We start from the raw sequence: 15,203 nt of genomic DNA on the forward strand, positions 1-15,203 counted from the left end.
TCGCCATTAAAATTCATATTAGAACGCTTCTCACATATTAACCAAAGAATGCCAAGAATGCGATAACGACAGCGATAATTGGAAGTGCCTCAACTAAAGCGACCCCGATGAACATAAGTGTTCTTAGTTCTCTACCAGCTTCTGGCTGACGAGCGATTCCTTCAACTGTTTTAGATACGATTAGACCGTTACCAATACCTGCTCCTAGTGCTCCCAAACCGATTGCAATTGCTGCTGCTATTAAATTCATTAAAAAGCTCCTCCTTTAAAATAACGTCCTTTTTGGACTCTCAATTTTTTAGTGTTCATCGCTGACTTTATGGGAAATGTACACCATTGTCAGCATGGTGAAGATAAATGCTTGGATTGTTCCGACAAACAAACTGAATGCCTGCCATACAATCATCGGCACGATGGCACCTAATGTACCAACGATACCAAGTGCAATGTTTTGCGTGTAGAAATTGGTCGCAAGTCCTGCAAGCAAACCAAGAAGAATCTCTCCAGCAAAAATGTTTCCATAAAGACGCAAACCAAGTGTTAGCGTGTTTGCAAATTCTTCAATAAGTTTCAATGGTACTAAAAGCGGAATTGGTCTGAAGTAGTCTTTCGTATATTCCTTGACTCCTTTTGCCTTGACACCGTAGTAATGTGTCAATCCCATGACCATAATCGCTAGTGTCATTGTGATTGCAGGGTCTGCTGTTGGTGATTTCCACCACAAGTTGTGATCGACCGTAATCGAGAATGGCAGTCCAAGCATGTTTGAAACAAATATGTACATGAGTAATGTAACGCCAAGCGCTAGAAATGGGGCTCCTGTTTTCATGTCCATCGAACTACCTATGATATTTCGAACAAAATCAACAATCCATTCCATGAAGTTCTGCGCCTTTGTCGGACGAATAGACAGAACACGAGTAGTCAGCACCGCTATGAGAAGAACGATGATACTAGCAATCGTAATCATGAGAACATTGGATAAGTTGAACGTTAACCCTAAAAATTCTGTCGTTTTTGAACTGTGACCCAAAGAGTATTCACCTCTCTTCCATAGTAGAACGTTTAAGTTGAATGAAGGAATCTATCATAATGACAGGATATATTGTCATTAATCCTATAACAACACCTGCCAGATGAACTTCATTAGGGTAACGCCAAGCAATCGCTACTGCGAGAATTGCGTTGGCCCACCTGGCTGTACTTCCCATTGAACGAATGGATTTTCCTTTTTTAACCGCTCGATCAAAAGCGTGCATTCTCCGTATAAGTAGGAATAAATTAAAGAAAGCAAAAATTGTGCCGATAATGAAACCAAGAAACAGTGGTTTAAAACCAGGCATGGCATAGCCAAACACAAAAATTGCCAATAGATAGAACATATATTTACTCTGTCTGCGGAAAATCGCGTTTGGATCGTTCATTCATCTGACTCCCGATGAAAAATATTGTAAAAAAGGTGATAATTGGTGATGAAAACTGCGTAGAAGACGCTTATGATAAGCAGTCCTGTTCGAAAAAAATCAATCACCCATCGGTCTAATTGCACAATCAGACTTGAAATCTAAAGATCTATGGGATGTTGCTTCATTCGCTGATACAAACCCTGATAATTAAAGGGTTCACAATGAGGATTAGTAGAGTGCTATAGGCTATGAAAACCTTACCATAATACCCTCGTTTAGCATACAATAGCGTCTATGATGTGTCAATCCGTTGAAAGTTAAAAAACTTTTCTATAGTGATAGAGCACACAAAATGTTCACAATTTCATCAAACTTTAGGAGACACGTGACATTCATTGAAAAAAACAGCTAATGTTCAGTATACATTGATTTTTCTAAGAACGATATCAACCGTTTGTCATATATTTCAAAAAGCCCACATGCACGTTTGCATGTGGGCTTTTATTAAAACATGTTATTTCGTTCCATACATACGGTCACCAGCATCACCAAGACCTGGGATAATGTAGCCTTTTTCGTTCAATTTCTCATCTAATGCTGCAATGTAGATATCAACATCAGGATGATGCTTTTGCATTTCTTCTACACCTTCAGGGGCAGCAATCAGACACATGAAGCGAATGTTTTTCGCCCCGCGTTTTTTCAAGCTGTTCAATGCTTCGACTGCTGAACCGCCAGTTGCAAGCATTGGATCTACTACGATAAATTCACGCTCTTCCACATCAGATGGAAGCTTCACATAATATTCAACAGGCTTTAATGTTTTCGGATCACGGTATAAACCGACATGTCCCACTTTAGCAGCTGGAATGAGTTTCAAAATCCCGTCCACCATTCCAAGACCTGCTCTTAAAATTGGCACAACACCGAGTTTCTTCCCTGAGATCACGTTTGATTTGGCTACTTGTACAGGTGTTTCTACATCTACCTCTTCAAGCGGTAAGTCTCTTGTGATTTCAAATGCCATTAATGTTGCGACTTCATCCACTAGCTCTCTAAATTCTTTTGTTCCTGTATGAACGTCACGAATATATGTAAGTTTGTGCTGAATAAGCGGGTGATCAAATACATAAACCTTTGCCATTGCTTGCTACAACTCCTTTTCTGTCATCTTCCGGTGAACTTTGCACACTTCCTACAATTCTACATAAAAAGACGTCATCTTTCAATATGATTCGCAAATCCTACAAAAAAAACCCACATGCCAATAATAGGCAAATGGGTCTGCTTTTTAATAATCTAATTCGTTATATAGAGGGAAGCGGGCAGTTAGATCAGATACACGCTTTTTCGCTTCTTCTAATTTCGCTTCATCTTCATGATGTTTTAGAGCAAGCGCAATAATGGAACCGACTTCTTTCATCGCCTCTTGATCGAAACCACGGCTTGTCACTGCTGCTGTACCAACACGTACACCACTTGTGACAAAAGGTTTTTCTGGATCATAAGGAATCGCATTTTTGTTCACTGTAATACCGATTTCATCAAGAACATTTTCTGCAATTTTTCCTGTGATGCCAAGAGAACGCAAGTCGATGAGAACAAGATGGTTATCCGTTCCACCAGATACAAGCTGAATATTTTCAGATAACAGGGTTTCAGCTAGCTGCTTTGCATTATCAATGACGTTTTGTGCATATGTTTTGAAATCTCCGTTCAATACTTCACCGAAAGAAACAGCTTTTGCAGAGATGACATGCATCAGTGGTCCACCTTGAATACCAGGGAAGATCGATTTGTCGATCTTTTTACCAAACTCTTCACGGCATAGGATCATTCCGCCGCGAGGTCCACGCAATGTTTTGTGAGTTGTCGTTGTCACAAAATCTGCATATGGAACTGGATTTGGATGAAGACCTACTGCAACAAGACCCGCAATGTGAGCCATGTCGACCATAAAGTAAGCACCGACTTCATCCGCAATCTCACGGAACTTTTTGAAATCAATTTGACGTGGGTATGCACTTGCACCCGCTACAATTAGCTTTGGCTTATGTTCACGTGCTTTTTCAAGTACATCTTGGTAGTCGATATGCTGCGTTTCTTTATCGACACCATATTCTACAAAGTTGTACTGTACACCACTAAAGTTGACAGGGCTTCCGTGCGTTAAATGCCCGCCATGTGATAAGTTCATACCTAGCACTGTATCGCCATGCTCAAGAATGGTAAAGTATACGGCCATATTCGCTTGAGCACCTGAGTGAGGCTGTACGTTCACATACTCAGCACCAAAAATTTCTTTTGCGCGGTCACGTGCGATATCTTCTACAACGTCTACATGTTCACAGCCGCCATAGTAGCGTTTACCAGGGTAGCCCTCTGCATATTTGTTTGTTAATACAGAGCCCTGCGCTTCCATGACTGCTTCGCTTACAAAGTTTTCTGATGCAATTAATTCAATTTTGTCCTGCTGGCGTTTCCGCTCTAGTTGAATTGCCTTGAATACTTGTGCGTCTTGCTCAGGTAAATGTTTCATCAGCGAAATCCTCTCCAATCTATTTCCATTCGATGTTTTCACCATCTCATTGTACACGGTTTTTGAGTGAAATGTAAAAGTTTTTTTGGGAAATCGACTTCTTTTTTTGCGAAAAACCGAATATTCAAGCGGTGAAGCGTCTTCATCATTCAACATTATATTAGAAATATATCTAAGCTATGATCTTGTATAAACCGCTCGTTCTCCGCCAATCAGCTTCGGACGCGTTTTCGCAAACGTCACATGTGCATGTCCTAATTGATGACGACTGAGGCGAACAGGTACAGCGACTCTCTTTAGATGCATCCCAATCAATGTATCACCGATATCGATTCCAGCATGCGCCTCGATGGATTCAACTAACACAGGATGTTCCATGTGCTGATACGCATGAGCCGCCATCGAACCACCCGCCTTTCGGACAGGTACTGCCGCTACAATCTCTAGGTTAAGCCGGAAAGCCACTTCTTCTTCCACAACAAGAGCACGATTCAGATGCTCACAGCACTGGAAAGCGAGCTCAATGCCAGTCTCTCGTCTTAGCTGATCCAATTCTTGATAGATAGACGCAGCAATTTGCTCACTTCCTGCTGTACCAATATGCTCGCCAGCCACTTCCGATGTACTGCAGCCGATGACTAAAATTTGTCCAGCACGCAGTTCGACCATTTGATGAAACTCTTTTAACATTTCAAGCCAATCTTGACCAATGTTCATGTTAAGCGCTCCTTATAGGTGCTTTTCTTCGTAATCAGCGATTTTACCAATCCGCACAGCATGTCGTCCTGCCGTAAATTCTGTTGTCAGCCAAATGTGCGCAATCTCACGTGCTAATCCAGGTCCAATAACTCGCTCTCCCATCGCAAGGACGTTTGTATCATTATGTTCTCTAGTCGCTTTCGCACTAAATGTATCATGCGCCAGCGCACAGCGAATTCCTTTCACTTTGTTTGCTGAGATGCTCATACCGATGCCTGTCCCGCAAATTAAAATGCCGCGGTCGACTTCTCCGTTTGCCACCATATTAGCTACAGGAAAAGCATAATCTGGGTAGTCTACAGAACCTGATCCACATTCACAACCCATATCAATGTATTCAATCTTCAATTCATCCATCAGTTGTTTGATTTCTTCACGAATATTCGTTCCGCCGTGATCGGATGCAATGGCTACTTTCATCGGGCAATTCCTCCTAAGGGTGAGTTGATCTGTCATGCCTTACATTTATTCTTTATTTATAGTTATATTTTAACCTCTGCCTAGTCATTTGCAAACAAAAGCAGAAAAACCGTTGACGCAACGGTTTTACAGGTTGTCCATTATGAGGATGTCTGATCTTTTTTCAATCTCTCAGCCAGTTGAAAGAGCAATGCTTCAAGTTCATCACGTGTTTCCTGATAAACAGACAGACTTCCTCCAAACGGATCGGATACATCGCCTTCTGTTCCTGTCGCAAATTCCTTTAGAGTGAAGATCTTGTCTTTTGCATGCGCATATTGCTCCACAATCAACTGTTTATGCTGCATGGTCATGGTGAAGACGTAATCTGCTTCTCGCAGAAGATCCTCTGTCAGTTTTGATGAAGAATGGTTCAGTGGAATGCTTTTCTCAAATAATGCTTCGACCGCTTGAGGAGAAGCCTTCCCAGCATCTAAGGCAAAAATGCCCGCTGATTTAACAGTGACCTCTAAACCTTTATCATGTGCAATTGAAGCAAAAAGGGCTTGAGCCATAGGACTTCTACATGTATTTCCCGTACAAACAAATAAGATTTTCATCTTTCGCCCTCCTTTTCTTCTATTATATAGCATTTCATTCTACATGTTATGTAAGGAGATTGACTAGAGCGGAAATAATAATTTGATACCAAAGGCTAGTAAAATGATTCCGCCAAGCGCCCCGCTATATGATCCAACCCATGATCGAACCTGTTTACCGAGTAATAATCCAAGCCATGTGAGGATCATACTAAAAAAACCAAACAATAAAATGGTCATCCACACGTGAGAACCGTAAATTCCGAGACTTAAACCAACGGAAAAACTGTCTAAGCTGACACTTGTTGCAAAAAGAACGAGACCAGCCCCAACAGGTGCGATAAATGGTTTATCCTCTTTGCGAATAGACGCAACGATCATTTGCAGCCCGAGCACCAAAAGCAGCGCCCCGCCGATATAGGTGGCAAGGAGACCGAGCCAGCCTGATAGGAGCTGACCTGTCAGCATACCAAAAAGCGGCATAAACATATGAAATATCCCAATGACAAGTCCAATATAAATGATCTGGCGGAACCTCAGCTGAACCATCCCCATGCCAAGTCCAACCGAAAAAGCATCCATTCCCAGTGCAAAAGCCATGATGCTGAGCGTCAGCAATTCGCCAGCTAGTTCGTACATGTAAATCCCCCTTGGACACGCATTCTCCTTTAACCTATGTTTGTCCAAGAAGGGTTAGAACTATTTGAACGAAGAGAGGGTACGCCCTCCTGCCGCTTTTTGCAGACGGTTCATGATCGCTGAACCCACTCCCTGCTCTGAAAAGGCTTCTGAAATAATGACATCTACATCTGTCTCATCAAATTGTCTCAGTACACGATATAAGTTTGCCGCAATCGTTTCAGGTTTCCCTCTCCATCCACAGCTGAAAACAACATCTGCCGCAAACAACGATTTCTTTTCTTCTGTTGTCAGCACGCCCACTTTTAGACCTTCTGCCTGGTATGTTTGAATGTGATGCTGCATCTCTTCATCACTTCCAGAAAAAAGATACATTTGAGCTTCAGGTGCATAGTGTGTGTATTTCATTCCTGGCGATACAGGCGCTTCGTCCTTTTTTGTCAGCCCCGGGTCGACACTGACCGCTCCAACTACCTCTTCTAAAGCTTCTTTTGTAATTCCGCCAGGCCTTAAGATCACTGGAAACTCGTCGACACAGGATACAACCGTTGACTCAACGCCAATTCCAGTTGAACCGCCATCGACAATTCCAGCGATTCTTCCATCGAGATCACTCGCTACATGGTCAGCTTGTGTCGGTGAAGGTTTTCCTGAACGGTTGGCACTTGGTGCGGCAATCGGCAGACCAGCTGCTCGGATGAGCTCAAGCGCAATCGGATGGTCAGGCATTCTCACACCGACCGTGGATAAACCTGCTGTGACCTGCTTTGATAAAGCACCCGGCTTACATGGAAGAACAATGGTTAAAGCGCCCGGCCAAAAGGCTTCCATCAGCGCCTTTGCTTTTTCACTTTCTATTTGCGCAAATTCGTGAAGCTGCTGAACCTCCGCAATGTGGACAATCAATGGATTATCACTTGGACGCCCTTTCGCTTCATATATTTTCATGACAGCTTCTGTCTCTTTCGCATTTGCCCCTAGTCCGTAAACAGTCTCTGTCGGAAAAGCGACCACTTCGTTTTGCTGCAATAACACAGCTGCCTGTTCAATTTGTGGATAGTATGTGGATAAACTCTTTTCTAAATCCACAGACCACCTTTTTGTATTTAACATCATACAAACTCCTTTTAAAAAAGATAAAACTGTTGATATATCTCAATTATCCTTTTGAAAGTATAAAAGATGATGATCAATAAAACAAGCGTTGTCCACAATTTGTGGATAACGCTTGTTTAACAGTGGATAAGTATGTGTATAAGTCCAGTATGTTGTGATTAACTTCCTTTTTTATGAAGAACCACAGCTTGTTCTTTCGCCAATATCTCTTTTGCATGTGCAGATACCCACATGCTTTCTGGAATGTCCTCTAATGGCGTGAAGCCCATCAATGCCAAAAAGTCATGTGAGGAGGAGTGGTTTGCGACGACATAAAAAGTATCCACGCCTATTTTTCCTCCGATCGTTTGAACACTTTGGAACAAAGACACGATGTGTCCCTGACCTAGTTTATCTGATATGACAAGGGACCGCAGCAAGCCCTCTTGTTCACTAAGCTGTTCAAGACCTAAACACCCCGCCAGCTGACCGTCCGCATCTTCCATGACAACAAATGTCGTACGCTCTGCAAGCGTGACGCCGCCTTTCGCTTGTCCCTTTTCAAGAAAAGCATTGATCGCTGGGGCATCTTCTTCTGTGGCTATTCTTAATTGATAATACATGCTTTCACCTCTTTTTGATCTCTTACTTCAACTCTATGAGGCAAAAACAGATTTATACCTTTTTTAGGAGAAAAGACTAGAGACCCATTCGAATAAAAAGAATTTCACTTCACCGGTCTCTTCTTTCTCTTCTTTCACCACTTCATTAACAGACTCATCTGTTTGCTGCGCTGTCACTTGGTTATCCTCATCCCCCTCTGGCGATGCGATGGCTTCTCCATTTGAAAAATCGATAAAGCAGAGCGGCGGGAATAACACACACCACCAATTGGCTCCATCCCCTTCTCCAAGTGTAATTAAAATGGCTTCATATTCCCCTGCAGGATAGACGAAATTCCCATATAGCTTTGTTGGAAATGAGGCTTTTTGAAAGCTGACTGAGACGGATTGATCAATGTGCTGTTCCTTCAATTTCGCTTTGGCAATACGATTGATTTCTGGCAGCTTGGTCCGAATTACACGTCTTGCTTCTTCAATGGACGTGAGGTCTTTAACCCACTCTGTCATATTGGCATTGACCTCGTCACGAATGCTTCTTTTCACATCCTGATCCGCTGAACGATCGCTATTTGCTAAAATGCGTAAGCGGATCGCTTCGTCTGGTATTACAACAGGCTGATTTGCAGAAGCAGCCGCTGTCTCCTCCCTTCCAAGGTTTGCAAAAGCTCCGCATAATAATAGAAACATATAAAGACAAATCATCATTTTACTTTTAAACATGATGTGTTCCCCCCACTTTTTCTCTTCGCTACAAACATTGTGTCCAGGAAACCCATCTCATAAACAGACAAAATGATTTTTTTAATAGATTATAAGTCAAATCAAAAAAGCCGTCCCATTAAGAACGGCTTTGGAGTGAGGATTGGTAATCGGAAGGGTACAGTCTCCCATCCCAATCTCGGCTGATTTTTAACCCTGATTCTGTTTTGATGACAGTCATTGCTCCTTTTTTCTTGATTTCTTTTTTAACCTTTCCTTTTTGATCAATAAATTGAATCATCATTTCATAGTCAAATTCAATTCTGTCATCGCTTTCATCTGAAGGCGCAAACGTAATTTTCTTCAGCTTAATTTGACAATCTTGATCCTTTGCTGCTTCTAACACGCTCGGGAACATGCTGTCTTGTGTATATTCTTGATATTCATGCTCAGTTAAATAAAACTTCAGCTTCTCCTTCATGTCAGTTAGGTCATCTGTTCGATTCACTGTGTATTGTGCTTTTTTATAGCTTTCTCCAAATGCTGCTGCTTCTTTTTTAAAGCTCGGTTTACCACAAGCACTCACAATCAATAGTACACTGACGATGACCAACACCATCGCATACCTTCTGTTCACACCATTCGCTCCTTCAAAACAAATTTATGTAAAAAAATCATGATCAGAATGTTCATTCTTCTATATATACGTTTCTCTTTTACCATAAGTTTCATCTTTACATAATAAAATAGTCCGACTTTTTTCAGCCGGACTTTCCGTTTTGAATGTGTGCGCAAACAGCTCGGTCTTTCCCGTTTATGTCCTTGACGATGCGGACATCTGCCGCGGGAAATGACTGCAAGAGATGTGCTTTTACATCTTGCCCTTGCGTATGTCCAATTTCAAAGACAACGACCGCCTGCTCATGAAGTACCCAGTGAAGATCACGAATGAGACGCTTGTAAAACCACAGACCATCACGTCCATCTGTCAGCGCATTCTCTGGCTCATGCTTTGTAACCACCTCTGACAAACTGTCCATTTCTTCTGCTGCAATATAAGGTGGATTGGAAATAAACAGATCCACTTTGATGCCTTGATCCATGATAGGTTCGAGTAAGTCACCTTGTAAAAAATGGACGTCTGCACCAAGCGCTTGTTGATTCCGCTTTGCTACCGCAAGTGCTTCATGTGAAATATCCGTTGCTGTGACAGATAATGTTTCTTTTTCAAGAGCCAGCGTAATCGCAATTGCCCCGCTTCCTGTGCCAACGTCCACAGCTTTGAGCGGCTGATCGTGCGGGAAGACGTCACTCACCAGATTCAGCGCCGCCAAAACGACCTCTTCCGTTTCAGGACGAGGAATGAGAACATGTTTGTTCACCTCGAAGGGACGGCCGTAAAAGAATTCAATACCCGTTAGATGCTGAACAGGCACGCCTTTCTTATGCTGCGTGACAAACTCGCTGAACAACCGATCTTGCTCCTCTGGCAGCAGATCATGAAAACGTGCAAGAAGTTCACTTCTGCTTAGGCCCAGTACATGCATCAAAAGGAGCTCTGCTGCGTTTTGGTCTCTACCGGCTTCCGTTAACAAAGAAGAAGCCCATTTAAGGGCTTCAAAGATGGTTCGCTGATTATTTTGCATTTTGAAGCTTTCTTGCTTGGTCTTCCATAATTAATGCATCTATGACCTCGTCAAGTTTTCCCTCTAAAATTTGATCAAGCTTTTGAATCGTCAATCCGATGCGGTGGTCCGTTACACGGTTTTGCGGGAAATTGTACGTACGGATACGCTCTGAACGATCCCCTGTTCCAACAGCAGATTTACGCGTTTGATCATATTCAGCCTGTGCTTCACGCTGGAATTTATCATAAATTCTCGCACGTAACACTTTCATGGCTTTTTCTTTGTTTTTGATTTGCGACTTCTCATCCTGACAGGATACAACCACACCTGTTGGAAGGTGAGTTAATCGAACAGCAGACATGGTCGTATTGACACTTTGTCCGCCAGGTCCGCTTGATGTGAAAGTATCTACACGGATGTCTTTTTCATGGATATCAATTTCAACTTCTTCAGCCTCAGGCAAGACAGCAACTGTCGCTGTTGATGTATGAATCCGTCCGCCTGATTCTGTTTCCGGAACACGCTGCACGCGGTGTGCGCCGTTTTCAAACTTTAGTTTGGAGTATGCGCCTTTCCCGCTGATCATAAAGATAATCTCTTTATAACCGCCAGTTCCAGTCACGCTCGCTTCCATCACTTCCGTTTTCCAGCCTTGCATTTCAGCATAACGGCTGTACATACGGTAAAGATTTCCAGCAAAAAGCGCGGCCTCTTCTCCTCCCGCTGCACCACGAACCTCCACAATAACGTTTTTGTTGTCATTTGGATCTTTCGGGATCAGCAAGATTTTCAGCTCGTCTTCTAAACGTTCCGTTTCCTCTGTGAGCTCTGAAATTTCTTCTTTGACCATGTCGCGCATCTCGGCATCCAGCTTCTCTTCCAGCATTGCTTTCGCTTCACTTAACTGGTCGTATGCCGCACGATATTGTCTATATACCTCAACAGTTTCTTGAATATCAGATTGTTCCTTCGAATATTCACGAAGCTTCTTAGGGTCGTTCACCACTTCAGGATCACTTAAATATTCATTTAGCTTTTCATAGCGTTCTTCAATTGATTTTAAACGGTCTAACATGGTCTTCACCTCTGTTTTGTGCGTAACAGTCTAATTATAGTATAGCGGGGTATGACAGTCAAAAAAATTTCCAAAACAATTGATTTTCTGCAATTTTCCGCTAGAAAACACGATCTTTGGCGATTGGTTACTTGTTTTGTCTAACGTGAAGGAACAGGTCCTCCTTGAAGAGAATGGTACTTATAATTGAAAAAAGGGAGGGCATTTGGTTTGAATACAAATGAGGTTGCAAAAGAAATTGGTGTTTCTTCAAAAACGATTCAGCGTTGGGTTAAACAGCTCAACATCCCTGTCGCCCGGAATGAACTTGGACATTATGAATTTCATGAAGATATTGTACAGCTGCTCAAAGAAGTCAAACACCAAATGAGTGAAGGTGTGATCCTCCAAGACATTCGACTGCCAATCCACGAGGAAACCGTTCAACAGTTATCACCTGCTGCAGAAACTGATGCCTCCACAAGGCGGATTGAAGCATTAGAAAAGCAAGTGAAACAGCTCATTCAGCAGCAATTGCATGTCACTGATGTAGAAAATCGACTGCAAGAACTCGAACGGAAACTGGCTAAAAAAGCAGATGAAGGTGTATCATACCAGCTGCTTCAGCACCGCAGAGAAATTGAAGATCTCACCACTAAACTTGAGCGTCTTGCCGCGAGCTTGAAACAACCCTCTCAAATAGAAGAAAAAAAGGAAATCACACACCCTGACATCAAAAAAAAGCGTGTGCTCTTCCCTCTGTTTCATTCATTTCGCTAAGAAAGGCTGCCTCATGAGGCAGCCTTCTACTATATTATACGGTAAGTGCAATAATGATCGGTAATGTAATGAGTGACATAATGGCACTGATCACAAATGCGGATGCAGTTTCTGCCTCTTGTTTCTCAAATCGTGTTGCGATCATCGCTGCAACAGCTGAACCTGGGAAGGCAACAAGTAATACAGCTTTTGTAATTTCATCAGCCGAAAGACCCATAAGAACGGCAATAAGATACATAAGCAGCGGTTGTACAGCTACTTTTAATAGTGCAATACTGAATGCTGGTAAGCTCAGTTTAATTTTTCGAATACCTACAGTGACACCGACTGCGAATAGCGCAACCCCTGATGTCACACTTCCGATTTCCTCTAACATTTCATGTCCGATTTCAGGAAGTTTAAATCCTAAAAGTACAAGAATGATACTTGCTAGCGGTGCAAGTGCAAGCGGCTCTGATAAACCGTGCAAAATCGCTTTTGTCGTCATTTTTAGGAAACTTTCGCCGTCTTTGGCTTTTCCTTTTGTTTTTTCACCGACAGTTGACACAATAATGGCAATTGGATCAAGCAATGCATTTACAACTATTCCGGTAATAGCAATCGGAATTGCAACTTCTTGAGCCCCAAATAAACTACCCAAGACCGGAATCCCCATAAATGCAAAGGTCGGTTGTGCTGAGTTTAACGAGAAAACAGATGAATCTGTTAAATCATATTTAAAAGCAAATTTCGTAACTAAAAGGATAATGATATAAAAACCAACGATTCCGAAAATCAATGCAACGAAAAATGGAATTTGACTATAGAATTTATCTTTTGGTGTTGACAGAATGCTGGCGATAAAGTGCGCTGGCAAAGCATACTTTGTAACAAGTGTACTTACACCTTTTGCAGATTTAGCGTCATAGCTGCCGAAGTTCCCTGCGAACCAACCCAGCGCGATAACGAAAAAAATCGGTGCTAGGAGGATCAAAATATTTAAAAAGTCCATCTTACTATTCCTCCTTGAATCCTTTACATGTCTCTTATTTTATTGCGGCATTGCTTAGATTACCCGAAACAATGCCGCGTTACACTTTTTATTATGCTCTTACAATTTTTTTATATTCAGGAATCCACATTGCATCTTTCACAGCTTGTTCGATGTTGTCAGGCGTTTTTCTTGCGACACCATCTTCAATAGCTGCTTTCGCTACTTCAACAGCCACATGGATTGACACTTCTTGCAATTTATCAATGCTTGGCAGTAGACCAGCACCTGGTTTCTCATGATCAACCATTTCAGCAATTGCATTCGCAGAAGCGACGAACATGGCTTTTGTGATGATTTTTGATTCTGTTACGATCGAACCAAGACCAAGTCCAGGGAAAACGAACGCATTGTTTGATTGTCCGATTTCATATTCGATTCCGTTATACTCAACGTTTTCGAACGGGCTTCCTGTCGCAATCAGTGCACGGCCGTCTGTCCATTTGAATAGATCCTCTGGCACTGCTTCAGCAAGTGGTGTTGGATTAGACATTGGCATGATCACTGGACGCTCTGTATGAGCTGCCATTTCTTTAATGATTTCTTCAGTGAATGCACCGCCTTGACCTGATGTACCGATAAGGATTGTTGGCTTCGCTTGGCGAACAGTTTCAGCAAATGAGATTTGTCCTTTTTCATCGCGTGCCCAGCCTTCTACTTCAGCAGAAGAACGAAGGTATGGTTTTTGGAAATCAAGCACTTCATCTTCAAATTGATCTGTTAGCAAACCTCTGTAGTCTAATGTCCAGAATGCATTGTTGGCTTCTTCTTCCGTTAGACCTTCAAGGACCATTGCGTCACGCACTTGATCTGCGATTCCGATACCAGCTGATCCAGCTCCGAAAATGACAACACGGTGATCTTTCAATTGAGTACCAGTTTTCTTGACAGCTGCAAGAACACCCGCTAAAGTAATGGCACCAGTACCTTGAATATCATCATTGAACGTTAAGATGTTATCATTGTATTTTTTCATGATGTTACGCGCATTTTTGTTTCCAAGGTCTTCCCAGTGAAGTAAGGCTTTCGGGAAGAATTTAAGCGCTGCTTTTACATAAGCATCAATGAATTCTTCGTATTTTTCACCTTGTACACGTTTGTGATGGTTTCCGATGTATAATGGATCATTCAATAATTTTTCATTGTTTGTACCAACATCTAATACGACTGGAATTACGCGGCTTGGATCAATACCTGCTGCAGCCGTGTAAACAGCTAATTTACCGATTGCGATGTTGATACCACCAACACCCCAGTCACCAATTCCAAGAATGCTCTCAGAGTCAGTTGCAACGATAAGGTCAATATCTCCTGCTGTTGCATGTAAGTTTTCAAATGCTTTCTCAATGCCGTCAATGTTGTCGATTGAAAGATAGACACCATGAGGTCTTCTGTATTCATGGCTGTATTCTTGAATCGCTTCACCAACAGTTGGTGTGTACACAACAGGAAGCATTTCACGAAGCTTGTCTGTTAGAAGCTTATAGAACAATACTTCGTTACGGTTTTGCAAATCACTTAAGTATACGTTTTGACGAAGACGATCTGGCTGTGCCAGAAATTGCTTGTACGCTCTCTCCGCTTGTTGTTCTAGAGTGAGAACAGTTGGAGGAAGTAAGCCTTCTAGTCCAAGCTCTTGTCTTTCTTCTTCAGAGAAAGCAACGCCTTTGTTCAACGTTGGAATCGATAATACATCTTTACCTGTCAAAGTGGTTTCGAGGTACCCTTCTTTTGTTTTCTTCACGTTGTTCATCAAAAACTACCCTCTTTCTAAAATATAAATAAAGTGAACTATTAATTTAAAGAACGATTAAGGAGGAAAATCCTTAATCAAAAAAATTATGACAAGAAATCGAACTTTTCGTTAAAATGCTTTACACTACAGTTAGTCATTTTATGCCTGCTTATGCTAAAACGCAAGCGTTGAAAATTAGATAATTTTTTCGTAGCGTT

The 15,203-nt window shown here is 42.0% G+C and carries 18 protein-coding genes; 1 reads left to right on the forward strand and 17 read right to left on the reverse strand.

Features of this window, described 5'->3' with window-relative positions; genetic code table 11:
• Nucleotides 1–37: 37 nt before the first annotated feature.
• The 15 genes from atpE to prfA all read right to left on the reverse strand — a co-directional run bounded on the left by atpE (nt 38) and on the right by prfA (nt 11,461).
• Nucleotides 38–250, reverse strand: coding sequence for a F0F1 ATP synthase subunit C (atpE, locus tag C6344_RS12585; protein ID WP_003214968.1), 213 nt, complete (start codon nt 248–250; stop codon nt 38–40).
• Nucleotides 251–298: 48 nt separating this feature from the next.
• The gene (gene atpB, locus C6344_RS12590) at nt 299–1,033 is read right to left on the reverse strand and encodes a F0F1 ATP synthase subunit A (RefSeq protein WP_003215198.1); all 735 of its coding nucleotides are present in this window, start codon (nt 1,031–1,033) and stop codon (nt 299–301) included.
• Nucleotides 1,034–1,040: 7 nt separating this feature from the next.
• Nucleotides 1,041–1,424, reverse strand: a complete 384-nt coding sequence (locus C6344_RS12595; RefSeq protein ID WP_024423731.1) for an ATP synthase subunit I — start codon at nt 1,422–1,424, stop codon at nt 1,041–1,043.
• A gap of 496 nt (nt 1,425–1,920) precedes the next feature.
• Complete coding sequence (gene upp / locus C6344_RS12600; protein ID WP_003214553.1) at nt 1,921–2,550, reverse strand: uracil phosphoribosyltransferase; 630 nt, start codon at nt 2,548–2,550, stop codon at nt 1,921–1,923.
• Between the two features lie 147 nt (nt 2,551–2,697).
• On the reverse strand, nt 2,698–3,945 hold the full coding sequence (glyA, locus tag C6344_RS12605; RefSeq protein WP_034660289.1) for a serine hydroxymethyltransferase: 1,248 nt from the start codon (nt 3,943–3,945) through the stop codon (nt 2,698–2,700).
• A gap of 177 nt (nt 3,946–4,122) precedes the next feature.
• Nucleotides 4,123–4,662: a TIGR01440 family protein gene (locus tag C6344_RS12610; protein WP_058013477.1), complete on the reverse strand. Its 540-nt coding sequence runs from the start codon at nt 4,660–4,662 to the stop codon at nt 4,123–4,125.
• A gap of 12 nt (nt 4,663–4,674) precedes the next feature.
• Complete coding sequence (gene rpiB, locus C6344_RS12615) at nt 4,675–5,124, reverse strand: ribose 5-phosphate isomerase B (RefSeq protein WP_003214714.1); 450 nt, start codon at nt 5,122–5,124, stop codon at nt 4,675–4,677.
• Nucleotides 5,125–5,264: 140 nt separating this feature from the next.
• Entirely contained in the window at nt 5,265–5,723 is a 459-nt protein-coding gene (locus tag C6344_RS12620) for a low molecular weight protein arginine phosphatase (RefSeq protein WP_060597488.1), read from the reverse strand.
• 63 nt (nt 5,724–5,786) lie between these two features.
• On the reverse strand, nt 5,787–6,341 hold the full coding sequence (locus C6344_RS12625) for a manganese efflux pump MntP (protein ID WP_034660292.1): 555 nt from the start codon (nt 6,339–6,341) through the stop codon (nt 5,787–5,789).
• A 60-nt stretch (nt 6,342–6,401) separates the two neighbouring features.
• Complete coding sequence (locus C6344_RS12630; protein WP_081311467.1) at nt 6,402–7,454, reverse strand: L-threonylcarbamoyladenylate synthase; 1,053 nt, start codon at nt 7,452–7,454, stop codon at nt 6,402–6,404.
• A 161-nt stretch (nt 7,455–7,615) separates the two neighbouring features.
• Entirely contained in the window at nt 7,616–8,059 is a 444-nt protein-coding gene (locus C6344_RS12635) for a GNAT family N-acetyltransferase (protein ID WP_106061452.1), read from the reverse strand.
• A gap of 63 nt (nt 8,060–8,122) precedes the next feature.
• Nucleotides 8,123–8,779: a stage II sporulation protein R gene (gene spoIIR, locus C6344_RS12640; protein WP_034660295.1), complete on the reverse strand. Its 657-nt coding sequence runs from the start codon at nt 8,777–8,779 to the stop codon at nt 8,123–8,125.
• Between the two features lie 118 nt (nt 8,780–8,897).
• On the reverse strand, nt 8,898–9,377 hold the full coding sequence (locus C6344_RS12645) for a hypothetical protein (RefSeq protein WP_106061450.1): 480 nt from the start codon (nt 9,375–9,377) through the stop codon (nt 8,898–8,900).
• Between the two features lie 142 nt (nt 9,378–9,519).
• Nucleotides 9,520–10,404, reverse strand: coding sequence for a peptide chain release factor N(5)-glutamine methyltransferase (prmC, locus tag C6344_RS12650; RefSeq protein ID WP_060597490.1), 885 nt, complete (start codon nt 10,402–10,404; stop codon nt 9,520–9,522).
• Nucleotides 10,394–11,461 (reverse strand): peptide chain release factor 1, encoded by a 1,068-nt coding sequence (gene prfA / locus C6344_RS12655; protein WP_034660298.1) that lies wholly within the window; start codon nt 11,459–11,461, stop codon nt 10,394–10,396. The genes prmC and prfA overlap by 11 nt, the downstream gene beginning before the upstream one ends.
• 210 nt (nt 11,462–11,671) lie before the next feature.
• Here prfA and racA point away from each other — a divergent pair, with 210 nt between their 5' ends.
• On the forward strand, nt 11,672–12,220 hold the full coding sequence (gene racA, locus C6344_RS12660; RefSeq protein ID WP_106072972.1) for a chromosome-anchoring protein RacA: 549 nt from the start codon (nt 11,672–11,674) through the stop codon (nt 12,218–12,220).
• 34 nt (nt 12,221–12,254) lie between these two features.
• Here the strand turns inward: racA and C6344_RS12665 are convergent, their stop codons facing one another.
• Together C6344_RS12665 and malS are read right to left on the reverse strand one after the other, a co-directional pair.
• A complete protein-coding gene (locus C6344_RS12665; RefSeq protein WP_106072973.1) occupies nt 12,255–13,211 on the reverse strand; it encodes an AEC family transporter in 957 nt (318 codons plus the stop codon).
• Between the two features lie 91 nt (nt 13,212–13,302).
• Nucleotides 13,303–15,003 (reverse strand): oxaloacetate-decarboxylating malate dehydrogenase, encoded by a 1,701-nt coding sequence (malS, locus tag C6344_RS12670; protein ID WP_066031615.1) that lies wholly within the window; start codon nt 15,001–15,003, stop codon nt 13,303–13,305.
• Nucleotides 15,004–15,203 lie beyond the last annotated feature (200 nt).

Source organism: Bacillus sp. GBSW19 (assembly GCF_002998655.1).
In the GTDB taxonomy this organism is placed as follows: Bacteria; Bacillota; Bacilli; order Bacillales; family Bacillaceae; genus Bacillus.